Consider the following 22,762-nt stretch of genomic DNA (forward strand, 5'->3'; position numbering starts at 1 on the left):
AGAGAGAGTGCTCCTTGGCAACGTCCACCCCCGCCCGTGGCGCGACCTTCGGCGAGGTCTTCGCCGTGCGGGAGTTCCGCGTCCTGTTCGGCAGCTTCGCCCTGCTCGTCGCCGGCGACTCGGTGAAGATGCTGGCCCTGTCGGTGCTGGTCTTCGACCGCACCAACTCGCCGGGCCTGGCCGCGACCGCCTACATGGCCGGCTGGCTGCCGTTCGTCTTCGGCGGGCTGTTCCTGCTGTCGCTGGCCGACCGGGTCTCGCCCCGGCTGCTGATGATCCTCGGCGAGTTCGTCCGGATGGCGGTCTGCCTGGTGATCGCCCTGACCGGGGCGCCGATCTGGGTGATGCTCGGCCTGGTGCTGCTCAGCGGGCTGTTCACCCCGGTCTTCATGGCGGCCAGGAACGCGATGTTGCCCGAGGTGCTGCCGGGCGACGCCTTCGTGCTGGGCCGGTCGGTGTTCGGCGTCACCGCGGCGGGGGCGCAGATCGTCGGCATGGCCGTGGGCGGCGGCTTCATCGCGACGGTGGGGCCGGAGCCGGCCCTGCTGGTCACGGCGGGGATGAGCGCGGTGGCGGCGGTGGTGTTGCGGGCCGGCCTGCCGTACCGCGAGGCCAGGGGTGGCGCGGGCGGCACCTGGCGGGTCAACCGGCGGCTGTTCGCCGACCGGCGGGTGCGGCGGCTGCTGCTGGCGCAGTGGACGCCGGTCATGTTCCTGGCCGGGGCGGAGGCGATGCTCGTGCCCTATCTGGGGAGCCGGGCGGGCCTGGTGCTCGGCTTCGCGGCCGGCGGGATGGCGGTCGGCGAGTTCCTGGTGGGCCGTTTCGCCACGCCCGCGCTGCGCGAGCGGCTGGTCCGGCCGCTGGCGGTGGCGATGGGGGTGCCCTGGCTGTTCTTCCTGCTCGAGCCCGGCACGGCGGTGGCCGCCGCCTGCGCGGCGCTGTCGGCGGGGTGCCTCGGGTACACCCTCGGGTTGCAGCGGCCCTTCCTGGACGCGGTGCCCGAGCGGGTGCGCGGGCAGGCGTTCGGGCTGCAGAACACCGGGCTGATGACCGGCCAGGCGGTCGGCGCCGCGCTGGTCGGCGGGGCCGGTGAGCTGGTCAGCCCGCACCTGGCGATCGCCGCCGCGGGGGCGGTGGGCATCCTGGCCGCCCTGCTCACCGTGCGCGGCCTCTTCACCACCGACACCCCGGCCACCGACACCCCGGCCACCGACGCCCCGGCCACCGACGCCCCGGCCACCGACGCGGCGGTCAGCGGGCGACCGAACCCCGCGGGATGAGGCGGACCGGCAGCTCGACGTGCTCGGCCGGCCCGGTGTCGCCGCCGATCCGGCGGAACAGCAGCTCGGCGGCGACCCGGCCGAGCCCCACCGGATCCTGGGCGACCACGGTGACGCCGGGCGTGAGCAGGTCGGCCAGCTCGAAGTCGTCGAAGCCGACCAGCGGCATCCAGCGCCCGGCCAGCGCGCGCAGCACGGTCACGGTCAGCCGCCCGTTGCCGGTGAACAACGCGGTGGGCGGGTCCTCCAGCGCCAGCATGCTCTCCAGGTCGGCCCGCACCCCCTCCAGGACGGGCGCGCGCATGGAGACCAGGCGCCGGTCGAACAGCGGGCCGAGCGCCTCGCGGTATCCGCGCAGCCGCTCGGTGGCGGTGAAGATCGCCGGGCTGTCGCCCAGGAACGCGATGCGCCGGTGACCGTGCTGCCTGAGGTGCTCGACGGCGAGCGCCGCGCCGCCGGCGTTGTCGCACACCACGGTGTCCACCGCGACGCCGGGGCCGGGCGGCCGGTCGGCGAACACCGCCGGGGTGCCGGCGTCGAGCTCGGGCCGCAGGTAGGTGTGGTCGCCGCCGGCCGGGACGATGATCAGCCCGTCCACCCGGCGGCTGCAGAACTCGCGCACCAGGTCGCGCTCGCGCGCCGGGTCCTCCCCGGACGAGCCGCTGAGCAGCAGGCAGCCGTGGCGCAGCGCGGCGTCCTCGACCGCGCGGCTGAGCCCGGCGTAGAAGGGGTCGCCGACGTCCTCGATGACCAGGCCGATCGTCGCGGTCCTGCCCCGGCGCAACATCCGGGCGCCCTCGTTGCGGCTGTACCCGAGCCGTTCGATGGCCTCGCGCACCCGCCCGGCGGTGACCTCGTTCACGCCCGGCTCGCCGTTCACCACGCGCGAGACGGTCTTGAGCGCCACACCCGCCGCCCGGGCCACGTCCTTCATCGTCGGTCTCACGACAGGATCATAGACAACGTTGTCAACGCCGCCTACCCGGCCCGGTTTCAAGCACGTTACGGCGAATGGGAGAGTAGTCGCGCTATGTGGCTGAGATCTGCTCTGTTGGTCGCCGGGCTCGTGCTCGCGGCGCTCAACCTCCGTCCCGCCATCGCCGGCGTGTCCCCGCTCCTCGACGAGATCATGACCGACGTGGGCCTCACCGCGGCCGGGGGTGGCGCCATCACCACGGTGATGGTGATCTGCCTGGGCGTCTTCGGCCCGCTCGCCCCGCTGCTGGCCCGCCGGATCGGCGTCGACCGCACGCTGCTGGCCGGCCTGGCGCTGCTCGCCGTCGGCGTGGTGATCCGCAGCCTCGACGGGCCCGTCCTGCTGTACCTGGGCGCCGCCGTCGCGGGCACCGCCATCGCGATCATGAACGTGATCATGCCCGGCGTCGTCAAGCACCACTTCCCCAGCCGGGTCGGCCCGTTCACCAGCGTCTACGTCTCCGCGCTGGTGCTGGGCGCCGCCGCGAGCTCCGCCTTCGTGATCCCCCTGGAACGGCTCACCGGGTACGGCTGGCGCGGCGTCTCGGCGCTCGCGGCGGTCCCGGCCCTGCTGGCGGCGGTGCTTTGGCTGCCCCAGGCGCTGGGCCGGCAGGCCGGCGGCAACGGCGGGGCCAGGCCGTTCCGCGCCATCCTGCGCAGCCGGGTGACCTGGTACGTGACGGCCTTCATGGGGCTGCAGTCGCTGACCTACTACATCATGCTCGCCTGGCTCCCGACGATCTTCCAGGAGTCGGGCGTCTCGGCCGAGAACGCCGGCTATCTGCTCAGCCTGTCGGCCGTGGCCCAGGTCGTGGGCACCTTCGGCGCGCCCATGCACGCCGGCGGCCGGGGTTCGCAGGTGCCGCACGTGGTCGCGGCGACCCTGCTGACCGTGGCCGGGTACCTGGGCGTGCTCATGGCGCCCACGGTGCTGCCCTGGTTGTGGATGATCGTGCTGGGCGTCGGCCAGGGCGCGACGCTGGCGCTGGCCCTGCTGATCATCACCATGCGCGCGGCCGACCCGGCGTCGGTCACCGCGCTGTCGGCGGTCGCCCAGTCGGCCGGCTACCTGCTCGCGGCGGCCGGTCCGGTGCTGGTCGGGGCGCTGCGCGAGGCCAGCGGGGGATGGGACGTGCCGCTGCTGGCGGGGCTGGCGTTCTGCCTGATCCAGGTGGTGGCGGGCTGGCTCGCCGGACGCCCTGTGCCTCGTTAAGGTTAGCCTTGCCTATATAGGGAAGGGGTTCTGGGTGCTCACCACGGTGCTGGAGCGGTTCGCCGCGGAACGGGGCGGGGTGCTCGGCGTGGTGCCCGGCCTGGTCATCGAGCCGGACGAGAGCTGGACCCCGGCCTCGGCGCTGCTGTCCGGCCCCGACCTCGACGCCCTGGTCGACCAGACCGCCGCCCGCTGGAACGCGCCCCGGCACGTGGGGGCCGCGTTGTTCTGGAAGACCTACTCCTACTGGCACACCCTGCCCATGGCGGTCGGCTGGGCCCTGGACGGCCACGTACCGATCATGAAATTTCGTGACACGTGGTTCAAGGTCTCCGACGCCGGCGTCACGCTGGGCGCGAGCGAGGTCTCCTGGGGCGACGCCGGCGACATCCGCCCGGCCCTCCTGGAGTCGCAGGAGCCCCTCGTCAAGCGGCTGTCCACGATCGCCCGCGTCGGCGAGCGCACCCTGTGGGGCTCCACCGCCGAAGCCGTGGCCCACCCGCTGAAGGTCTACGTCCCCGGCGACTACATGAGCCTGCTGGAGCGGATCGGCCCGCCCGTGCACGGCCTCATCCAGCCGGGCGGCGACGGCTACTTCCGCCGCACCTGCTGCCTGTGGATCACCCTGCCGGACGCGGAGCCCTGCGGCACCTGCTGCATCCTCGCCAAGGGCTGAGCTACCGTCGCCGTGTGATCGTCATCGCCCACCGCGGAGCCAGCGCACTGCGCCCCGAGCACACCCTGCTCTCCTACGAGTGCGCCATCGCCCTCGGCGCCGACTACATCGAGCCCGACCTGGTCGCCACCCGCGACCACGTGCTGGTCGCGAGGCACGAGAACGAGATCAGCGGGACCACCGACGTGGCGGCCCGGCCGGAGTTCGCCGACCGGCGGGCCACCAAGGAGATCGACGGCCGGCCGGTGACCGGCTGGTTCACCGAGGACTTCACCCTCGCCGAGCTCAAGACGCTGCGGGCGTGCGAGCGCGTGCCCGAGCTGCGGCCGGCCAACACCGCCTTCGACGGGCTGGCCGAGATCCCCACCTTCGACGAGGTGCTGGCGCTGGCCCGGCGGCACGGGGTGGGCGTCTACCCCGAGACCAAGCACCCCAGCCACTTCTCCGCGCTCGGTCTGCCGCTGGAGGATCTCATGCTGGAGCGGCTGGCGGCGACGCCGGTGCCCCGCGTGTTCCTGCAGTCTTTCGAGGTGGGCAACTTGCGGGAACTGCGGGGCAAGACGTCGTTGCCGCTCATCCAGCTCATGTACGCGGGCGGCCGGCCGTACGACTGGGTGGTCTCGGGGGAGGAGACCCGCGGCTACGACGAGCTGCTCACCCCCGAGGGCCTGCGCGAGGTGGCGACCTACGCCGACGGCATCGGCGTGCACACCGGGTGCGTGGTGCGCGACGGCGAGCCGACGACGCTGGTGCGCGACGCCCACGAGGCGGGGCTGCAGGTGCACGTCTGGACGATCAGGAACGAGAACTCGCAGCTCCCGCCGGAGCACCGGCTGGGCGACCCGGCCAGCCCGGCCTACGAGCGCGCCACCGGGGACGTGGCGGGCTGGCTCGGCCGGCTGCTCGATCTGGGGATCGACGGCGCGTTCTTCGACGATCCGGGTCTGGCCTCGGCGGTGCTCAGGCGACGATCGGCCTGAGCTCGTCGGCGTAGCTCACCGAGACGCGGCGCATGAGCCCGGTGTCGTCGATGGAGTACTGGCCGAGCCGCCACAGCGGCGGCGAGTAGGCGTGGATGGAGACGCTGCGGTCCACCGCGCCGGTCAGCCGGTGGATGTGGTCGGGACCGAAGGAGAAGGACTGGCCCTCGCCGACCACCGTCTCCAGGTGCTGGCCGCCGATGCGCGGGTTGCACTCCAGGAGCGCGCCCCGCACGACCCGCACCGCGCCGGAGCTGATGTCGTGGTCGTGCCAGCCGGTGTCGTCCTCCGGCCGCCAGCACAGCAGCCAGACGTCGACGTAGGCGTCACGGTAGAGCGAGGCGTAGTGACGCCCCTCGCCCTCGGGGAACTCGACCTGGTCCTGCCACCGCGCCGGATCGGCGGCGAGTTCTTCCACCAGGTCTCGCAGCTCCCTCCGGTCGAGGTTGCGCTCAGGGAGCGTGTTCACGTGCGGATCTCCTTCCGTGCAAGAGGCGATGCGGATTGGTGACGCGGATGGCGTGGGCGGCGGCCTCGCCGAGGCCGGGCCCGAGGTCGGGGGCGGTGGCGTAGGGGGCGTCGGAGCCGTTGACGACGACGTCGATGCCGAGTTCGCGGACGATCGCGTCGATCGCCTTGGGTCCGTAGCTGGAGGTCTCGACGAAGAAGCCGGGGTCGACGCGCCCCCGGCCGCTGCGGCCGCCCCGGGCGAGCAGCCGTTCGGAGTGCAGCGGGGCCAGCCCGGCCAGCAGCGCGAAGCAGACGCGCAGCCGGGGGTGGCGGGGCCGGACCACCGCGTGGAAGTAGTGCCAGGAGGCGTGCATCTGCTGGACGTACGGCACGACCGCCGGCCACCAGGGCGTGGGCGACGGCCCGGCGGCCGGTCCGGGATGCACGAACAGCGGCAGGTCCCGTTCGGTCAGTACGGCGAGCAGCTCGTCGGCCGGTTCGGCGGTCGCCGGGATCTGCAGCCCGGCGAACCCCCGGTCGAGGTCGGCGGCCAGCCGGTCGGGGTCGGGCGCGCTGTGGCAGGTCGAGGCCCAGGCGCCGAAGCCGGCCGGGAGCGCGAGCGCGCCGTCGTGGTAGGCGTCGAGCAGCGGCCAGGCCTCCTCGGGCGGGAGCGCCTCGATGCCCAGCGGGCTGGAGAGCGAGACGAGGGCCAGGCCGCCGGTCTCGCGGGTGGCCGGATCATGGTCGGCGGGGTCCACCTCGTAGGGCGGTTCGCCGTCCAGGAGCAGGGTCCAGCCGTCCAGCCGGGGAGCGCGGGCACGGCGGCGCAGCGCCTCGACGAAGGCCGGGGTCCAGAGGTGCTGGTGCACGTCCATGCTCACACTCCCTTCATTTCCGACTGATTTTATAGGTAAACCAGGTCGGTTGCGGAACACATCGGTGTGAAACGGTTCAGTGATACGGTTCAGTGAACCGCTTCACCCGCTTCTGTGTCAATGGGGGTTAGGCTGGCCCGATGCCGCGGAAACGAGCGACGATCCGTGAGGTGGCACAGGCGACGGGCTTGTCACCCGCCGCTGTGTCGTACGCGCTGCGTGGCCTGCAGGTCTCCGAGGAGACCATGCTCCGGGTGCGCGCCGCCGCGGCCGAGCTCGGCTACGAGGCCGATCCCATCGCCCGGGCGCTGGCGAGCGGCAAGACCGGCACCATCGGGCTGCTGGCCGGCTCCCTCGAAGACCTCTGGCAGCAGGCGCTCGTGGTCGGCATCGGGCGCCGCCTGCTCGCCCACGACCGCTACGCGCTCATCCTCGACGCCGCCGGTGAGCCCGCGCGCCAGCGGACCCTCGCCCAGCAACTGCGCGACCAGCGGGTGGACGCGATGATCGTCCACCCGATCGACCCGGCGGCGGAGTTCTGGGCGGAGTTGTGCGAATCGGTGCCGGTCGTGGCGATCGGTGACTCGCTGCCGGGAACCGCCGGAGAAGTCGTCTTCGACAACCGGCGAGGCGTGACCCTCGTCCTCGAACACCTTCTGGCGCTCGGCCAGCGCCGGATCGTGCTGCTCACGCCCACCATGGCCTCCACCCCCGACCGGCCCGCCGACGTGCACGTGCTGGCCGAGGGCGAGCGGCTCGGCCTCGCCGTCGAGGTCCGCACCGCGCCCCAGGACCTCGGCGGGGCCACCGCGGTCGCCCGCGAGGTGCTGGAGGCGGGCGCGCAGGCGGTGTTCTGCTTCGCCGACTCCATCGCCTACGGCGTGTACGCGGCGGCGGCCGAGCTGGGCAGGAGCATCCCGGACGACCTCTCCGTCATGGGATACGACAACCACCCGATGTCCGCCTTGCTCACCCCCGGGCTGAGCACGGTCGACTGGGACATCGACGGGATCGTCCGCTCCTCGGTGCGGCTGGTGGTGGCCGCGGCCGACGGCACCATGCGGCGGCGGCGCTCCATCCAGCAGCCCACCCTCATCGAGCGCGGGTCGGTCAAGGGGCTCTGAACGTCGCCCGCGCGGCGTCGAGCTCGCCGTCCAGCGGGCGGTCGGGGCCGGGAGTGCCCAGTGCGCGGGTGGCGGCGACCAGCTCGCAGGCCAGCACGATCTCCAGCGGCTCCACGCAGCGCAGCGCCAGCCGGGCCGCCTGCGTGGCGAACGAGGCATGATCCTCCACGCCGCGCGACAGCACCGCGCTCCCGGTCGACACCAGGCCGGCCAGGTGCCGCAGCTCGGCCAGCGCGTCGTGCGCCACGTACTCCAGGATCATCGCCCCCGACGCGCCCGGCGCGGCGGCCAGGAAGGGCAGCCTGCCGGTGTACTCCGGCTCCATCAGCGTGGCCAGCCTGGCCGCGCTCAACTGCGCCACCGAGCACACCGCCGCGCGGAGCGTGTCCAGCGCCAGCGCCACCGAGGCGGCGTGGAAGTTGCCGTTGTGCCAGGCCAGCGACTCCGCGATCAGCGGGTTCTCGGCCGCGGCGTTCAGGTCGATCTCGACGGTACGGCAGGCGTGCCGCACCGCGTCGAGGGCGGCGCCGTGCACCTGGGCGAAGGCGCGGTAGCCGTACGGGTCCTGGAGCCTGGCCCCCTCGACGCCCAGCATCGGCCGCAGCGCCTCGGCCGCGGCGACCTGGCCGGGCTGCGGCCGGGCATGTTGCACGGCGAGCGCCAGCGGCTCCGGCGAGGCGCCGACCGCGGCGAACGCCTTCGCGGCGACGGTGACGGCGGCCTCCAGCAGGTGCGCCACCTGGTGGCAGGCCAGCGCGGCATCCGCCAGCGTGGCGGCTCCCGAACTGATGAAGGGCAGCGCGTCGGCGGACGTGAGGGCGAACCGCGGACCTTCGGCTTGGTCGTGCCACGGTAGTTCGCCGAGCAGACACAGCGCGGTGGTCGCCAGCGCGGTGAGGTCGCCGGTCCCGATCGCGCCGTAGGTCCGGACCGGCGGGACGAAGCCGCCGTTCACCGCCTCGACCAGGACGGGAAGCACCCGCGGATCCACCCCGGACCCGCCGGCGAGAAGCTGGTTGGCCCGGACCACGAGCATCGCCCGCACCCGTTCGGCCGGCACGAGCGGCCCGGCCCCGCCGGCGTGGCTGCGCAGCAGGTCGAACCCGCCCTGGGCGACGTCGACATCCTTGTTGGCCCCCACGCCGGTGCTCTGGCCGTACACCGGCCCGGTGAGGTCCTGCGCGCTCTCCCAGGCCCGCCAGGCCCGGTCGAGCGGCCCGAGCCCCACCCGCGCGCCGCCGTACGCCACCGCGTAGAGCTGCGCGCAGGTCAGGCCCGAGCCGGTCAGTTCCATGGTCAGTCGGGGATGATCAGGTCGATCACCCAGGTGACCACGCTGATGATGATCGAGCCGAGCACGGCGCCCGGCCAGAAGGTCTCCACGGTGAAGGGCACGTCGAGCTGCCCGGAGATCCAGCTCGTCAGCATGAGCATGCCGGCGTTGATGACGATCAGGAACAGCCCCAGGGTGAGCACGACCAGCGCGCAGCCCAGGGCCTGGACGATCGGCTTGACGATCGCGTTGATGACGCCGAAGATCAGCGCCACGATGAGCAGGGTGCCCCAGTACTTGGCGGTGCCCCCGGTGGAGCTGACGACGATGTCGTCCGGCAGGAGCTTGGTCGCCACCCAGAAGGCGACCGCGGCTGCCAGGATGTTCAGGATGAATCTCACGCTGCTAGATCCTCGCATTCTGCTCGGCGGCGCGATAGAGCCGTAGGGCCGCCAGTGGATAGATCATGACGCTGATGACACCCGCGGTCACCATGGCCGCCGCGGTGCTGGTGGTCAGCACACCCTCCTCTACTCCAGTGTTGGTGATCACGACGATGAGTGGGAGCGCGGCGGCGGCGAAAAGCCCGAGCGCGCGCGGCTCGCCCGGCCGCAGCTCCGGGTCGCGCCGGTTGAGCAGGTAGGTCGGCAGGCCCCGGACCAGCAGGAACAGCAGCAGGAAGACGGGGATCAGCAGCAGGCTGGCCGGACTGGCGAACATCGCCTTCAAGTCCAAAGTGACGCCGCTGATCACGAAGAAGAAGGGGATGAGCATCCCGAAGCCGATGCCGTCGAGCTTCGAGGCGACGATCTCCTCCTCGCCGGGCGGGCCGGAGTTCACCGCCAGCCGGATGACGATGCCCGCGGCGAACGCGCCGAGCAGCACGTCGAGCCGGAAGGTGGCGGCCAGCCAGAGCATCAGCACCAGGACGAACATGACGATCCGCACGCCGAGCTGCCCGCTCGTGCTCATGGTGACGCTGACCAGCTCGCCGAGCCGGGGATCGCGCGGCCGGGCCGCCCAGGCCGCGGCGGCGATCGCGATCAGCGCGAAGAGCGCGATGACCAGGACGGTGTGGATCTTCTCGTCCTCGGAGAAGACGAAGGCCATCACCACGATCGGCCCGAACTCGCCGAGCGCGCCCATGGCCAGCACCCGCCCGCCGAACGGCGAGCCCAGCGCGCCGGCGTCGCGCACCATGGGCAGGATCGTCCCCAGCGCGGTCGTGGTCAGCGCCAGGCCGATCACCTGGGCGGCGGTCCCGAACCCGAACAACGCCAGGCCGATCGCCATCCCGGCGGCCAGCGAGATCAGCCAGCCGAGCACCGCCAGCCGGATCGGCCGCCCGCGGATGCGCTGGAACTCGATCTCGAAACCGGCCATGAACATCAGCATCGCCAGGCCGAAGTCGGAGATCGCGGCGACCAGTCCGTCCACCCGCACCCAGCCCAGGACCACCGGTCCGACCAGCACGCCCAGCAGGATCTCCAGCACCACGTTCGGCACCCGCACCACGCGTGCCGACGCCGCGGCCAGGATCGGCGCGAGCATCGCCGCCAGCGCCACCACCAGCACGCTGGTCAGAGCATGATCGGACATGCACGCTATGTGCCCAACGATTACGCCGGGTAGTCGTTACTCATGCTGTTTCGCGGGAACAGCGCAACCATGGACGTCGAGGAGCTGGAAGCCCTGCCCACCAGCGAGCTGCACGAGCGCGCCGTGCGCTATGCCGTACGCCATGGGGACTTCGCCTTCCTGTGGGACCTGCTCAAGGTGATCCCGGCGGCCGAGGCCGCCAGCGGTCACGGCGGGGAGTCGGCCAACGACCTCAGCCGGGTGTCGGCCCTGCTCAGCGACGCCATGGCGGCCGGTGAAGGCGAGCTCGGCGAGGCGCTCAAACCGGTGTACGTCGAGTACCTCGCCCAGCATCCGGACGCCTAGCCGACCAGGAGCCCCTCGTCGGAGGAGGCGATCACCTCGTAGTCGGCGCCCGGCAGCCGTGCGGCGGCCGGGCGCATCCGCGGCAGCGCGAGCGCCCAGGCCATGGCCACCCCGAGGTCGGGCCCGCAGACGGTGACCTCGTCCACCGTGGCCACGGCCAGGTCGTGCGCGCTCAGCACCCGGCGGACGGTGCCCTCGCGCGGGTCGCGCACGCCGATCCGCCACGCCCGTCCGGGCGAGGCCGAACCGCGCACGCGGATGTCGCCGCCCACGTCGATGCGATGGTCGACCGCCCCGGCGTTGGTCAGCGCCCGCGACAGCCGCTCGATCGCCCAGCCCCTTATGTAGGCGGGATGATCCGCCTTGTCGAACCAGCCGCCGGTGGCCTCGTACAACTCGTCGCAGCGGTGCAGGACCTCGATGAGTTCGGGGAGCTGCTCGATGGTCTGGCCGCCGTGGAAGCGGTCCATCTCCGGGGCCAGGGTCTCGCCCGCCCAGCGCAGCCAGGCGAACGCGTCGGCCATGACCGGAACGAGCTCTCGTTCCGGCAACGCGGTCCGGATGTCCACCATGACCGGGATGCCCATGACCACTTCCATCCGGGCAGTTCCAGGGAACGTCATTCTGCCTCCTCAGACTCAGAGATCACGCTTTCATAACGACCGTAAGGCCGGGCTAAACGCTTTGCCTCCGGAGGCGCTTGAGTGAGCCGCGGACGTATCTGCGGAAGGGCTTCGGGCCGGCCAGCCGTACCTTGCGGCGGGTGATGTCGGGCAGCAGGCGGCTGAGGCCGGAGGCGCTCACCTGCTCCTTGGCGCGCGGGTCGTGCTCCTCGCCGACCACCAGGACCACGCCGCGGCGGGCCTGGAGCTCGCGCAGCTCGGGGGTCACGCGGGCGGTCCTGACGAGGGCCGGCGCGTCGGGCGGCAGGTCGGCCAGCAGGGCGCGGAGCTCGGCGGCGTCCACGTCGGCGGCGATCAGAACGGTGCTCGTCATGTCTTCGACGGTGCGTCAGGAAGATGAGAGCGCTCTTAGTGGTTCCTGTGGACATGGCTAATGTACGCGTCGAACGAACCACCGAAGGCGGCTTCCGCGCCGTCAACGCCCGAGGCGCCGAGGTGCGCATCGGCGCCGGCGACGAGGAGGGCGTCTTCTCCCCGGTCGAGCTCCTGCTGGCCGCGGTCGGCGGGTGCAACATCGTCACCGTCGAGCCGCTGACCGCCAAGCGGGGACACCAGCTCGTACGGCTGGCCATGACCGTCGAGTCGGAGAAGGTCGAGCCGAACCTGCTCGGGCCGGTCACCGTCACCTACGACGTCGAGCTGCCCTCCGAGGCGGCCGACCAGGTCTACCGCGCGGTGGCAGAGCGGGTGCACGAGAAGTACTGCACCGTGAGCCGCTCCCTGCAAGAGGGGACCAAGGTGAACCTGGAGCTTCCTTAGGGGCGTTTATGCCGGGTTATGAACCGTCCGTGACGTTCCGCTCGGTAGCGTGGTAGCAGGTCAAGGGTGCTGCGACTGACTTGCAGACTTTTGCCGATGCGGACGCGGAGGGGGACCGCTGTCTGCTTTGCGGGGCCGCCGGTGCTTTGGGGGAAAGTACCGGCCTGGACCGCATCTGGGAGGCCGGGTGGTTCTTGGGGGAGACCACCCGGCCTCCGCTTTTGTACCGGCCGGGCGGTTCTTGGGGGAGGCCGCCCGGCCTCTACTTTTGTCCTATGACTGCTCTGATCCTCGACTGTGACCCCGGCATCGACGACGCGCTGGCCCTGGCGCTGCTCGCCGGCTCCCCCTCGGTGGAACTGGTCGGTGTGACCACGGTCGCCGGGAACGTCGGGCTCGACCGGACCACCGCCAACGCCCTGGCCCTGCGGGAGTTCCTGGCGCTCGGCGACGTCCCGGTGCACGCCGGGGCCGGCCGCGCCCTGCTCCGCGACCAGATCCACGCCGCGCACGTGCACGGCGACAACGGCCTGGCCGGCGTCGACCTCCCCGCCCCCGCCCGCGGCGCCGACCCGGGGCACGCGGTGGACTTCATCATCTCCTCCCTGCGCGCCCGCCCCGGCGAGATCACCCTCGTCGCCGTCGGCCCGCTCACCAACATCGCGCTCGCCGTACGCCTGGAGCCCCGCATCGTCGAATGGGCTCGCGAGCTGGTCGTCATGGGCGGCACCTTCACCCGCGGCAACACCAACCCGGCCGCCGAGTTCAACATCCTCACCGACCCCGAGGCCGCGGCCATCGTCTTCGGCGCCGGCTGGAAGGTCACCCAGATCACCCTGGACGTCACCCTCACCGCCCTGGTCACCACCGCCGTCCTCGACCGCATGCGCCCTCTGGGCCGGCTCGCCGACCTCGTCGTGCCCTGCTGCCAGTTCTACGGCCAGGTCACCACCGACGGCGGCCCGGCCCTGCACGATGCCGTCGCCGTCGCCTACGCCCTCGACCCCGGCCTCGTCCACCTCACCCCGGCCCAGGTCGACGTCGAGACCGCCGGCCGCTTCAGCTCCGGCATGACCGTCACCCGCTTCACCGCCGACGGCGGCAACGCCCTGGTGGCCACCGGGCTGGACGTCGGCGGGTTCTGGGAGCTGCTGATCGCCTCCTACGAAAGGCTGGCCGAACGGCTTGGGTGATGTGCGAGTGGTGGCTGAGGGCTGGTAGAGTTCTTCTCGTCGCAAGCGCCGCTAGCTCAGTTGGTTAGAGCAGCTGACTCTTAATCAGCGGGTCCGGGGTTCGAGTCCCTGGCGGCGCACAGACGGAAAACCCCAGCTCAGAACTGAGCTGGGGTTTTCTCGTGTCGGCGCCTCAAGCGCGTCGCCCCGCTTGTCACAAATCCTCCTGCTGTCTTGTCCATGTGTCGGACCGGCCCATGCACAGCGACAGGAGCTCCACCGTGCCTGCCCCCATCATCTCCGTCCGGATCCGGCTGCGGATGAGCTCGCGGCCCATCGACGAGCCGCACCGGGTGTCGAGCCAGCTCGAGCTGCTGTTCGACCTCACCTTCGTGGTGGCGGTCGCCGCCGCGGTCGCCCAGTTCGCACACGCCGTCGCCGAGGGGCACGCGCTCGGCGGGCTGGTGCCGTTCCTCCAGGTGTTCTTCGCGATCTGGTGGGCGTGGATGAACTTCACCTGGTTCGCCTCGTCGTACGACACCGACGACGTCCTTTACCGGGTGCTGACGATGACGCAGATGGCCGGGGTGCTTGTCCTGGCCGCCGGGGTGCCCGCGGCGGTCGAGGACGGCGATCTGGCGATCATCACGGTGGGCTACCTGGTCATGCGCGCCGGGCTGATCGCGCAGTGGGTGCGGGCGGCGCTGGAGGACCCTGAGGGCCGCCGCACCGGGTTGCGGTACGCCCTCGGCATCGGCCTCGCCCAGGTGGGCTGGCTGCTCCGGCTGGCGCTGGCGGACAGCGGCGTGCTCCCCGGCTCCGCCCTCCTGCCGCTCTTCCTCACGCTGGCCGCGCTGGAGCTGGCGGTGCCGTGGTGGGCGGAACGAGCGCGGCCCACGACCTGGCACCCGCACCACATCGCCGAACGCTACGGCCTGTTCACGATCATCCTGCTCGGCGAGAGCGTGCTGGCCGCCAGCAGGGGCGTGGAAGGGGCGCTCGCGGCGGGCGAGGTCGGCTGGCGGTTCGTCGTGATCGCCGGGGCCGGGCTGATCCTGCTGTTCACGCTCTGGTGGCTGTACTTCCTGGTGGAGGCGGGTCAATGGCTGAGCGACCGGCGGCACCGGTCCTATTGGTGGGCTACGGGCACTTCGGCGTGTTCGCCGCCCTGGCCGCCCTCGGCGCCGGGCTGGAGGTCGCGGTGGAGCAGAGCGGGCACCACGTGGCGGCCTCGCCGCAGGCGATCGGCTACGCCGTCGCGATCCCCGCCGCCGGCTACCTCGCCTCGCTCTGGGCGGTCCACGCGCTGGCCGCCGGCGCGCCGGTCGTGCGGGCGCCGGCCCTGCTGCTCTGCCTGGCCGCGCTCCTGCTGCTGCCGCTCACGGCGGCATGGGCCGGTGTCGCCGCCGTGGTCGTGCTCGTCGCGCTGGCCTGCGTGGCCCTCCTGGCCGCCACGCTGTGGTCCGTTTCGCGGGCGGTTGTCACGGAACGCGCCGCCGTCCGGTCTTGATGCCGACCGCTCTCGTCGCGCGCCGGAGGAACAGCCATGACCGAGCACAGGATCGCCACGTCCGTCCTGGTGATAGGAACCGGGGGAGCAGGACTGCGGGCCGCGATCGAGCTGGCCGAACGCCGGGTCGACGTGCTCGCGGTCGGCAAGCGGCTCAAGGCCGACGCGCACACCGCGCTCGCCGCCGGCGGCATCAACGCCGCGCTCGCCACGATGGACCCCGAGGACACCTGGCAGCAGCACGCCGCCGACACGATCCAGGAGGGCTACCACCTGGCCCATCCCGAGATCGTGCGGATCGTCACCGAGAACGCCGCCCGCGGCATCGCGGACCTCGAACGGTACGGCATGCCCTTCGCCCGGGAGGCCGACGGCCGCATCTCCCAGCGCTTCTTCGGCGCCCACACCCACCGGCGCACCGCCTTCGCCGGCGACTACACCGGCCTGGAGATCCAGCGCACCCTCGTCGGCCGGGCCACCCGGCTCGGCGTCCCGATCCTCGACTCGGTCTACATCACCCGCCTGCTCGTCCGCGACCAGGCGGTCTTCGGCGCCTACGGGTTCGACCCGGCCGACGGCAGCCGCTACGTCATCCACGCCGACGCGGTCATCCTGGCCGCGGGCGGGCACACCAGGATCTGGCGGCGCACCTCCTCCCGGCGGGACGAGAACACCGGCGACTCCTTCCGCCTGGCGGTCCTGGCGGGCTGCCGCCTCCGCGATCCCGAACTGGTGCAGTTCCACCCGTCCGGGTTGATCGCGCCGGAGGACGTGGCCGGCACGCTGGTCTCGGAGGCGGCGCGCGGCGAGGGCGGGATCCTGCGCAACGCGCTCGGCGAGCGGTTCATGGGGCGATACGACGCCGAGCGCATGGAGCTGTCCACCCGTGACCGGGTGGCGCTGGCCGCCTACACCGAGATCAAGGAGGGGCGCGGCACCCCGGACGGCGGGGTGTGGCTGGACGTCTCGCACCTGCCCAGAGAGACGATCATGAATCGGCTGCCGCGCGTCTACCAGACGCTGCTGGAACTGCAGATGCGCGACATCACCAAGGAGCCGATCGAGGTCGCGCCCACCGCGCACTACTCGATGGGCGGTGTGTGGGTCCGCCCAGCCGACCATCGCACGGACGTCGACGGCCTGTACGCGATCGGCGAGGCGGCCAGCGGCCTGCACGGCGCCAACCGGCTCGGTGGCAACTCGCTCATCGAACTGCTGGTGTACGGCAGGCTCGCCGGCCAAGCCGCCGCCGCCCATTCGGCGGGGCTGACCGCCCAGCGCCGCTCGGCCGAAGCCCTGGCCGAGGCCCGCGCCGAGGTGGACGGCCTGCTCGCCGCCGACGGGCCGGAGAACGTGCGCGTCCTGCAACGCACGCTGCGCGACACCATGACCGAGCACGCCGGCGTCGTCCGCGACGATGCCGGCCTGCGCAAGGGACTGGCCGAGCTCGACGAGGTCGAGGCCCGGCTGGACGGGCTGGGCGTGCACCCCGACCTCGCCGGATTCCAGGATCTCGCGCACGCCTTCGACCTCAAGTCGTCACTGCTGGCCGCCCGGGCCACCGTCGAGACCGCCCTCGAACGCCGGGAGACGCGAGGCTGCCACAACCGCTCCGACTACCCCGAGGCGGACCCCGCGCTGCGCGTCAACCTCGTCTGGTCGGGGCCGGGAGCCGTCGAGCGCGAGGCGATCGCGCCCGTGCCCGCCGAGATCGCGACGCTCATGGCGGAGGTCTCCGCCGACGGCAAGCTCGTCGAGTAGCGAAGACCGCCCGGCCGGTGTCACAGCTTCGGGAGCTGCCTTGTCTTAGCTGGTGACCGGGTGCCGCGTGGTGCGCCCCGGCAGCCAGAAGGGGGTCGGCAGTGAAGATCGTGGTGATCGGCGGTACCGGGCTGATCGGATCGAAACTGGTGAAACAGCTCGGCGAGCAGGGCCACGAGGCGGTGGCGGCCTCGCCGGGCACGGGCGTGAACACCCTGACCGGGGAGGGGCTCGGCGAGGTCCTGGCCGGGGCGCGGGTGGTGGTCGACGTGTCGAACTCGCCCTCCTTCGAGCCATCGGCGGTCATGGACTTCTTCGTCACCTCGACGCGGAACCTGCTGGCGGCGGAGGTGGCCGCGGGGGTCGGACACCACGTCGCCCTGTCCGTCGTGGGCACCGAGCGCATGCCGGAGAACGGGTACTTCGCGGCGAAGATCGCCCAGGAGCGGCTGATCGAGAACTCCGGCGTGCCGTACTCGCTGGTGCACGCGACGCAGTTCTTCGAGTTCGTGCGGAGCATCGCCGACGAGGCGACCGTGGACGGCGAGGTGCGCATCGCGCCCGTGCGCTTCCAGCCCGTGGCGGGCGACGACGTGGCGGAGGCCGTCGGCCGGGTGGCGCTCGGCGCCCCGCTGAACGGCCGCGTCGAGGTCGGCGGCCCGCAGCAGGACCGGATGGACGAGTTCTTCCGCAAGGCGCTGGCTGCCTGGGGCGACGAGCGCGAGGTGGTCACCGACCCGCGCGCCCGCTACTTCGGCAGCGTGCCGGGCGAGCGCACGCTCGTGCCGGACGACGGTGCGACGCTCGGCACGACCACCTACCGCGGCTGGCTCGACCGTAATGCCTGATCACTCGCACCTGGAGGAAGAGATGCACGAGAACGAGGCGTTGGTCGAGCTCAGGGTCGAGGTCGAGGTCGAACTGACCATCGCCGAGTCGAGCCGGCCCGAGGAGGAGATGGCTCTCCCGATCACCGAGTGGAGGTTCGACCCGGCCGACGTCGAGCGCGAGGAGATCGGCCTGCGCGGCCTGCACGACGCGGTCGAGGCGCTGGAGGAGGGCCACCGGCGCGACGACCTCGTCTGACACGTGGCGGGCGGCGTCTCCGTGCGGGAGACGCCGCGGCGCGCCGTACGATTCCCTCGTGGTGCCTCGACGCCTGGAGCGCGTGGCGGGCTGACGACGAGGTGGAGGCGCGGGCCGAGATGCAGATCGGGCTCCCGGCGGAGGCGGACGACCTCGAAGCGGCGGCCTCGGCCTTCGTCGAGCTGCGGCCTCGGCTGTTCGGCATCGCCTACCGCATGCTGGGCAGCGCGACCGAGGCGGAGGACGTCGTCCAGGAGGTGTGGCTGCGCTGGCAGGCCACCGACCGGTCGGTGGTGGAGAACCCGCCCGCCTTCCTCGCCCTGATCGCCACCCGGCTGTCCATCAACCTCGCCCGGTCGGCGCCGGTCCGCCGGGAGGCCTACGTCGGGCCTTGGCTGCCCGACCCGATCGACACCAGCCTCGACCCGACCGTCGGCGCCGAACGCGGCGAAGCCCTCGAACTGGCCTTCCTGCTGCTGCTCGAACGGCTCACCCCCGCCCAGCGCGCGGCCTACGTCCTGCGTGAGGCCTTCGACTACCCCTACCCGCAGATCGCCGAGATCCTGCGGCTCAGCACGGCCAACGTCCGCCAGCTCGTCAGCCGGGCGCGGAAGCACCTCACCGCCGTCCGGCACGAGCCGGTCGACCGGGCCGAGCACCGGCGCCTGCTGGCGGCCTTCCTCGACGCCGCCAGGAACGGCGACGTGGCCGGGCTCGAAGCGCTCTTCGCCGCGGACGTGGTCAGCACCTCCGATGGCAACGGCCTGAGGGGCGCGGCCCGCTTCCCCGTGCCGGGCCGCAACCGGGTGGCGCGGTTCATGGCGGCGTTCGCGCCGCGTTTCTGGCAGGGCGTCGAGCCGGACTGGGTGGAGCTGAACGGCCGGCCCGCCGTCCTCGTCCCGCGCGGCCGCCACGGCCGGGCACTGCTGACCATCGACGCCTCGCCGGAGGGCATCCACCAGCTCCTGTGGGTGGTCAGCCCCGACAAGATCGAGACCTTCGAGCGCTCGCGCACCCGGACGGGCCGCTGAGCCCGCGGGATCGTCTGCTCACATGCCGAAGGCGCCGCCCCCGGGACAGGGACGGCGCCGGCGGCGTCTCGGGTGTTACTTCAGGAAGTCGAGCAGGGCCGCGTTGACCTGGTCGGCGTGGGTCCAGCCGATGGCGTGCGGGCCGCCCTCGACGACCACGTACCGCAGGTCCTCGATCAGGCCCTCCAGCCGGTTGCCGGTGGCGTCGATCGGCAGGATGCGGTCCTGGTCGCCCTGGATGACCAGCGTGGGCACATCGAACGCCGCCAGGTCGCCCCGGAAGTCGGTGGCCCAGGTCGGGACGGACTTGACCGTCGCGGTGGCCGAGGCGGCCGCCGCGACCTGGAAGCTGGCCTGCCACGCCTGCTCGCTGACCAGGGTGCCGCCCAGCACGTCCATGTTGTAGAAGTCGTCGAGGAACGACTTCAGGAAGGCGAACCGGTCGGCCTCCGCGGCCTTCATGGTGTTCTCGAAGACCGAGGCGTCCAGACCGGCCGGGTTGTCCTCGGTCCTCAGCAGGTACGGCTGCAGCGGGGCGATCAGCACCGCCTTGCTCACCCGGCCGGATCCGTAGGCGCCGAGGTAACGGGTCACCTCGCCGCTGCCCATGGAGAACCCGACGAGGGTGACCTCGAGCAGGTCGAGCCGCTCCAGCAGGGCGTTGAGATCGGCGGCGAAGGTGTCGTAGTCGTAGCCGCCGACGGGCCGGCTCGACCGGCCGAAGCCGCGGCGGTCATAGGTGATCACCCGGTGGCCGGTCTCCAGCAGCGCGCGTTCCTGCTTCTCCCACGAGTCGCCGTTCAGCGGATACCCGTGGATGAGCACGACCGGACGGCCGCTGCCGTGGTCCTCGTAGTGCAGCTCGACGGGCCGGGAGTTCTCCTGGCCGACCTTGATGAAGGGCATGTCAGTCCTATCTCTGGAGGTGGGAACGGGGTGTGGTCACACGCCCGCGCGTTCGAGCCGGAGGCGGAGCCGGCGGCGCTCCGCCGGGGTGGTGCCGCCCCACATGCCGTCGGGCTCGCCGGTCTCGACCGCCCAGGTCAGGCAGGGCAGCCGGACCGGGCAGCCCAGGCAGATGAGCCGGGCGGTGTCGCTGCGCCCAGCCGGCAGTCCCTCCCAGGTGAGCGGGAAGAACAGGTCGGGATCGCTGGTGCTGCACGCCGCGTGGGCCGTCCAGCCCAGGCTCGGCGTGGAGCCGGAGGCGGCCTCGTGCCGCCGATCGATGATCATGGTCGCCGTCCGGTGGTCGGTGCCGGTGGGAAGGTGATCCGGCCCGCCCACGTGGAGCCGGATCGTGTTGTCGCGCAGAGGCCGGCCCGCCCCCTCGCGGGCCGGTCCGCCCGGGCTCAGCGAGTACGGCGAGCCGCGGCGACGATGACGTCGGTGACCGCGCCCGGGTGGCTGACCGAGACCGCGTGCGAGGACTTCACCTCGACGGTGTGGGCCTTGGCACGGGCGGCCATCCAGCGCTGCCCGTCCGGGTCGATCGCCCGGTCCTGGGTGGCGACGAGCGCCCAGCTCGGAACCGTCTTCCAGGCGGGCGCGGCGGAGACGCCGGTGTAGGCGGCGACGGCGAACGGCCGCTGCGTGGCGCCCATGACCCGGCTCTGCGCGACGGGCAGGTCGGCGGCGAAGACCTCGCGGAAGCTGGCCTGCTTGATGAACAGGTCGACGCCCTCACCCGCGGTGTCACGGTAGGGGCGCTGGTCCAGCGTGGCCGGGCCGAGCAGGCTGCCGGGGAACTTCGCGGGGTCGAGCGCGGTCTGCGTGCTCTCGCCCTCCTCCGGAAGGTAGGCCGCGACGTACACGAGCGCCTTGACGTTGGGCGCGTTGCGGGCGGCGTTGGTGATGACCGTGCCGCCGTAGGAGTGGCCGACGAGGATGACGCCGCCCTCGACGTTCTTGACGACGCTCGCGATGTACTCGGCGTCGCCGGACAGGCTGCGCAGCGGGTTGGCGGCGGCGATCACCGGATAGCCGCGCTCCTGCAGCCGGGACACCACGCCGTTCCAGCTGCTCGCGTCGGCGAAGGCGCCGTGGACGAGCACCACCGTGGGCAGCTTGCGCGCCTCCTCGCCGGCCAGGGCGGGGGTGGTGGAGAGCGTGACGGAGGCCAGGCCGACGGCCAGGGCCGCGGCTCGCAGGGCAGTCGATCGTCGAAGCATGACAACACCTTTCTCAGGGGTTCTGGCGGGGAGTTCCGGCGGCTCGGGTGTCGCCGCCGGCCTGTGTCCCACCGTTCCAGCCGCCGCCCCGCGCGACATCGCACGAAGACTTGAGGTCGCTCTGCCGCTCTTCAGCGGCCGTGCGCCCGCCCCGATCGGGGGCGAGGCCCCGGCCCGTGCTCCAGATCCGCCTTGGCGCCCGCGTGCGGGGTCACGCATCCGTGCGATGTCGGCCGATCCGGTGCGGCGTTTCCTGGGCCCACCGACCGGCGCCGACCTCTCGACTGGAGACCGCCCATGCCCGACTTCCGCGCCCGCGCCCTGACCGTCCTGGACTGCCCCCGCGACGCCGACGCCGCCGTCTTCACCTCCGCCCGGCCCCGCCTCCACGCCATCGCCAGGCAGTTCCTCGGCGACGCCGCCGAGGCCGAGGACGTGGTGCAGGAGGCCTGGCTGCGCTGGGAACGCACCGACCGCTCGGCCGTGCACAATCCGCCGGCGTTCCTCGCGTTGACGACCACCCGGCTGGCGATCAACGTGACCCAGTCCGCGTGGAAGCGCCGGGAGAGCGCGGCGGGTCCCTGTCTGCCCGAACCGCCCGACCCGGCCGACGGCCTGGACACGGTGGCGGAACGGCACGAGGCGATCGAGGCGGCGGTCCGCCTGCTGATGGAGCGCCTGACGCCCGCCGAGCGGGGCGCCTACCTGCTGCGCAAGGCCTTCGACTACCCCTACCGGCAGATCGCGGAGGTGCTCCAGCTCGGCGCCGACCACGCCCGCCAGCTCGTCCGCCGCGCCGGCGAGCGCCTCGGCGGCGGGCGCCGCCAGCGGGTGGACGGCGTCGCCCACCGCCGGCTGGTGCGTGCCTTCTCCGCCGCCGCCCAGGACGGTGAGCTGGCCCCGCTGGAGGAACTGCTGGCCGCCGCGCTCCCGGTCAGGAAGGCACGCTGAGGCAGGCGGCCGGCGTCATCGGCCCTGCGCCAGGAACTGCAGGAGGGCGCGGTTGAACCGCAGCGGATGGGTCGTCTGGCAGCCGTGCGGCGCGCCCTGGATGACTTCGACCGTGCCGGCCCCGACCAGCGCGCCGGTCGCCTCGAAGGGGGCGATCTCGTCGTGCTCCCCGTGCACGACCAGCGCGGGCACCGGGAGCGCCAGCTCGTGGCGCAGGTCGCTGCGGGCCAGCGTGGCCAGCGCGGCGTCGAGCGCGTGCGGGGCCGCGCTCGTGCCCAGCGTCCGGTAGTGGCCGCGGTGGGCGTCGCTCAGCAGCACCCGGCCGTCCGCCTCGAACATCTTCGAGGTGTAGGCGTCGAGCTCGGCGAACCGGTCGGCGCCCAGCCGGGTCCGCATCCGGTCGAACAGCTCCGGCGACCAGGGGCCGCGCGGGTTGTCGTAGGAGCGGTAGAGGTACGGCAGCGCCGCCCCCGCCAGCACCACGCCCCTGATCCCCGCCGGGCCGTACCGGGTGAGGTAGCGGACGATCTCCGCCGCGCCCATCCCGGCCCCGACCAGGGTCACCTCGCCCAGGTCCAGCCGCTCGATCACGTGGCGCAGGTCGCCGGCCAGGCTGTCGTAGTCGTAGCCGTCCCACGGCCGCCCGGAGTCGCCGAACCCTCGCCGGTCGTAGGTGATCGCCCGGTACCCCGCCTCCACCAGCGCCGGCAGTTGCGCCGCCCACATGTGCCTGGACAGCGGCCAGTCGTGCAGCATGAGGACGGGACGGCCGTCACCGTAGTCCTCGTAGCAGAGGTCGGCCGGGGTACGGCCACGGGTGGCGCCGCCTGGCAGGTGAGCCATGAGGCCGC

At 72.6% G+C, this 22,762-nt stretch carries 26 protein-coding genes, 1 tRNA gene and 1 pseudogene; 16 read left to right on the forward strand and 12 right to left on the reverse strand.

The window, feature by feature from the left end; genetic code table 11:
• Positions 1-14: 14 nt before the first annotated feature.
• Entirely contained in the window at positions 15-1,280 is a 1,266-nt protein-coding gene (locus ACIBG7_RS24400; protein ID WP_397337675.1) for an MFS transporter, read from the forward strand.
• On the opposite strand, the gene ACIBG7_RS24405 is transcribed toward ACIBG7_RS24400, so the two are convergent.
• Entirely contained in the window at positions 1,252-2,226 is a 975-nt protein-coding gene (locus ACIBG7_RS24405; protein ID WP_357927755.1) for a LacI family DNA-binding transcriptional regulator, read from the reverse strand. The two genes, ACIBG7_RS24400 and ACIBG7_RS24405, sit on opposite strands and share 29 nt — an antisense overlap.
• Positions 2,227-2,331: 105 nt before the next feature.
• Here ACIBG7_RS24405 and ACIBG7_RS24410 point away from each other — a divergent pair, with 105 nt between their 5' ends.
• From ACIBG7_RS24410 to ACIBG7_RS24420, 3 genes are read left to right on the forward strand one after another with little or no spacing between them, the layout of a single operon-like run.
• The gene (locus ACIBG7_RS24410) at positions 2,332-3,468 is read left to right on the forward strand and encodes an MFS transporter (RefSeq protein WP_357927754.1); all 1,137 of its coding nucleotides are present in this window, start codon (positions 2,332-2,334) and stop codon (positions 3,466-3,468) included.
• 34 nt (positions 3,469-3,502) lie between these two features.
• Positions 3,503-4,144 carry a (2Fe-2S)-binding protein gene (locus tag ACIBG7_RS24415; protein ID WP_357927752.1) on the forward strand — a complete coding sequence of 214 codons (642 nt, stop codon included), beginning with the start codon at positions 3,503-3,505 and terminating at the stop codon, positions 4,142-4,144.
• A gap of 14 nt (positions 4,145-4,158) precedes the next feature.
• The gene (locus tag ACIBG7_RS24420) at positions 4,159-5,124 is read left to right on the forward strand and encodes a glycerophosphodiester phosphodiesterase family protein (protein WP_397337676.1); all 966 of its coding nucleotides are present in this window, start codon (positions 4,159-4,161) and stop codon (positions 5,122-5,124) included.
• On the opposite strand, the gene ACIBG7_RS24425 is transcribed toward ACIBG7_RS24420, so the two are convergent.
• Positions 5,105-5,593 (reverse strand): cysteine dioxygenase family protein, encoded by a 489-nt coding sequence (locus ACIBG7_RS24425; protein ID WP_357927749.1) that lies wholly within the window; start codon positions 5,591-5,593, stop codon positions 5,105-5,107. The two genes, ACIBG7_RS24420 and ACIBG7_RS24425, sit on opposite strands and share 20 nt — an antisense overlap.
• Positions 5,577-6,449 carry an amidohydrolase family protein gene (locus ACIBG7_RS24430; protein ID WP_397337677.1) on the reverse strand — a complete coding sequence of 291 codons (873 nt, stop codon included), beginning with the start codon at positions 6,447-6,449 and terminating at the stop codon, positions 5,577-5,579. Before ACIBG7_RS24430 ends, ACIBG7_RS24425 begins: the two co-directional genes overlap by 17 nt.
• A gap of 140 nt (positions 6,450-6,589) precedes the next feature.
• On the opposite strand from ACIBG7_RS24430, the gene ACIBG7_RS24435 reads away from it, so the two are divergent.
• Complete coding sequence (locus ACIBG7_RS24435; RefSeq protein ID WP_357927747.1) at positions 6,590-7,573, forward strand: LacI family DNA-binding transcriptional regulator; 984 nt, start codon at positions 6,590-6,592, stop codon at positions 7,571-7,573.
• On the opposite strand, the gene ACIBG7_RS24440 is transcribed toward ACIBG7_RS24435, so the two are convergent.
• Genes ACIBG7_RS24440 through ACIBG7_RS24450 form a run of 3 tightly spaced genes read right to left on the reverse strand, consistent with a single transcriptional unit; the run spans position 7,560 to position 10,445 of the window.
• Positions 7,560-8,867: an aromatic amino acid ammonia-lyase gene (locus ACIBG7_RS24440; RefSeq protein WP_397337678.1), complete on the reverse strand. Its 1,308-nt coding sequence runs from the start codon at positions 8,865-8,867 to the stop codon at positions 7,560-7,562. The genes ACIBG7_RS24435 and ACIBG7_RS24440 overlap by 14 nt on opposite strands.
• A 2-nt stretch (positions 8,868-8,869) precedes the next feature.
• Positions 8,870-9,247: a phage holin family protein gene (locus ACIBG7_RS24445; protein ID WP_357927743.1), complete on the reverse strand. Its 378-nt coding sequence runs from the start codon at positions 9,245-9,247 to the stop codon at positions 8,870-8,872.
• A 4-nt stretch (positions 9,248-9,251) separates the two neighbouring features.
• A complete protein-coding gene (locus tag ACIBG7_RS24450) occupies positions 9,252-10,445 on the reverse strand; it encodes a cation:proton antiporter (RefSeq protein ID WP_397337679.1) in 1,194 nt (397 codons plus the stop codon).
• Positions 10,446-10,487: 42 nt separating this feature from the next.
• On the opposite strand from ACIBG7_RS24450, the gene ACIBG7_RS24455 reads away from it, so the two are divergent.
• A complete protein-coding gene (locus ACIBG7_RS24455; protein ID WP_357927739.1) occupies positions 10,488-10,790 on the forward strand; it encodes a hypothetical protein in 303 nt (100 codons plus the stop codon).
• On the opposite strand, the gene ACIBG7_RS24460 is transcribed toward ACIBG7_RS24455, so the two are convergent.
• A complete protein-coding gene (locus tag ACIBG7_RS24460; protein ID WP_357927737.1) occupies positions 10,787-11,413 on the reverse strand; it encodes an FAD:protein FMN transferase in 627 nt (208 codons plus the stop codon). The two genes, ACIBG7_RS24455 and ACIBG7_RS24460, sit on opposite strands and share 4 nt — an antisense overlap.
• A gap of 52 nt (positions 11,414-11,465) precedes the next feature.
• Positions 11,466-11,786 (reverse strand): hypothetical protein, encoded by a 321-nt coding sequence (locus ACIBG7_RS24465; RefSeq protein WP_397337680.1) that lies wholly within the window; start codon positions 11,784-11,786, stop codon positions 11,466-11,468.
• A 53-nt stretch (positions 11,787-11,839) separates the two neighbouring features.
• On the opposite strand from ACIBG7_RS24465, the gene ACIBG7_RS24470 reads away from it, so the two are divergent.
• From ACIBG7_RS24470 to ACIBG7_RS24510, 9 genes and pseudogenes are all read left to right on the forward strand, one after another.
• The gene (locus tag ACIBG7_RS24470; protein WP_357927733.1) at positions 11,840-12,232 is read left to right on the forward strand and encodes an OsmC family protein; all 393 of its coding nucleotides are present in this window, start codon (positions 11,840-11,842) and stop codon (positions 12,230-12,232) included.
• Between the two features lie 275 nt (positions 12,233-12,507).
• The gene (locus ACIBG7_RS24475) at positions 12,508-13,425 is read left to right on the forward strand and encodes a nucleoside hydrolase (protein WP_357927732.1); all 918 of its coding nucleotides are present in this window, start codon (positions 12,508-12,510) and stop codon (positions 13,423-13,425) included.
• A gap of 45 nt (positions 13,426-13,470) precedes the next feature.
• Positions 13,471-13,544, forward strand: a tRNA-Lys gene (locus ACIBG7_RS24480).
• Between the two features lie 180 nt (positions 13,545-13,724).
• Positions 13,725-14,453 (forward strand): annotated as a pseudogene (locus ACIBG7_RS24485) (low temperature requirement protein A); the annotation flags it as partial.
• A 53-nt stretch (positions 14,454-14,506) separates the two neighbouring features.
• Positions 14,507-14,914 carry a low temperature requirement protein A gene (locus tag ACIBG7_RS24490; protein ID WP_397337779.1) on the forward strand — a complete coding sequence of 136 codons (408 nt, stop codon included), beginning with the start codon at positions 14,507-14,509 and terminating at the stop codon, positions 14,912-14,914.
• A 36-nt stretch (positions 14,915-14,950) separates the two neighbouring features.
• Positions 14,951-16,675 (forward strand): L-aspartate oxidase, encoded by a 1,725-nt coding sequence (locus ACIBG7_RS24495; RefSeq protein ID WP_397337681.1) that lies wholly within the window; start codon positions 14,951-14,953, stop codon positions 16,673-16,675.
• Between the two features lie 101 nt (positions 16,676-16,776).
• Entirely contained in the window at positions 16,777-17,523 is a 747-nt protein-coding gene (locus tag ACIBG7_RS24500; RefSeq protein WP_357927727.1) for an SDR family oxidoreductase, read from the forward strand.
• A gap of 22 nt (positions 17,524-17,545) precedes the next feature.
• Complete coding sequence (locus tag ACIBG7_RS24505; RefSeq protein WP_357927725.1) at positions 17,546-17,761, forward strand: hypothetical protein; 216 nt, start codon at positions 17,546-17,548, stop codon at positions 17,759-17,761.
• A gap of 119 nt (positions 17,762-17,880) precedes the next feature.
• Complete coding sequence (locus tag ACIBG7_RS24510; protein ID WP_357927723.1) at positions 17,881-18,792, forward strand: sigma-70 family RNA polymerase sigma factor; 912 nt, start codon at positions 17,881-17,883, stop codon at positions 18,790-18,792.
• A 75-nt stretch (positions 18,793-18,867) separates the two neighbouring features.
• Here ACIBG7_RS24510 and ACIBG7_RS24515 read toward each other — a convergent pair whose 3' ends face one another.
• The 3 genes from ACIBG7_RS24515 to ACIBG7_RS24525 form a co-directional block, all read right to left on the reverse strand.
• Positions 18,868-19,698, reverse strand: coding sequence for an alpha/beta hydrolase (locus ACIBG7_RS24515; RefSeq protein WP_357927721.1), 831 nt, complete (start codon positions 19,696-19,698; stop codon positions 18,868-18,870).
• Positions 19,699-19,734: 36 nt separating this feature from the next.
• Positions 19,735-20,025, reverse strand: a complete 291-nt coding sequence (locus tag ACIBG7_RS24520) for a WhiB family transcriptional regulator (protein ID WP_397337682.1) — start codon at positions 20,023-20,025, stop codon at positions 19,735-19,737.
• 116 nt (positions 20,026-20,141) lie between these two features.
• Positions 20,142-20,960: an alpha/beta fold hydrolase gene (locus ACIBG7_RS24525; protein ID WP_397337683.1), complete on the reverse strand. Its 819-nt coding sequence runs from the start codon at positions 20,958-20,960 to the stop codon at positions 20,142-20,144.
• Between the two features lie 297 nt (positions 20,961-21,257).
• Between ACIBG7_RS24525 and ACIBG7_RS24530 the strand changes: the two genes are divergently transcribed.
• Positions 21,258-21,911: a sigma-70 family RNA polymerase sigma factor gene (locus tag ACIBG7_RS24530; protein ID WP_397337684.1), complete on the forward strand. Its 654-nt coding sequence runs from the start codon at positions 21,258-21,260 to the stop codon at positions 21,909-21,911.
• Positions 21,912-21,926: 15 nt separating this feature from the next.
• Here the strand turns inward: ACIBG7_RS24530 and ACIBG7_RS24535 are convergent, their stop codons facing one another.
• Entirely contained in the window at positions 21,927-22,754 is an 828-nt protein-coding gene (locus ACIBG7_RS24535; protein ID WP_357927714.1) for an alpha/beta hydrolase, read from the reverse strand.
• Between the last annotated feature and the right edge of the window lie 8 nt (positions 22,755-22,762).

Source organism: Nonomuraea sp. NPDC050328 (assembly GCF_044459405.1).
Lineage (GTDB): Bacteria > Actinomycetota > Actinomycetes > Streptosporangiales > Streptosporangiaceae > Nonomuraea.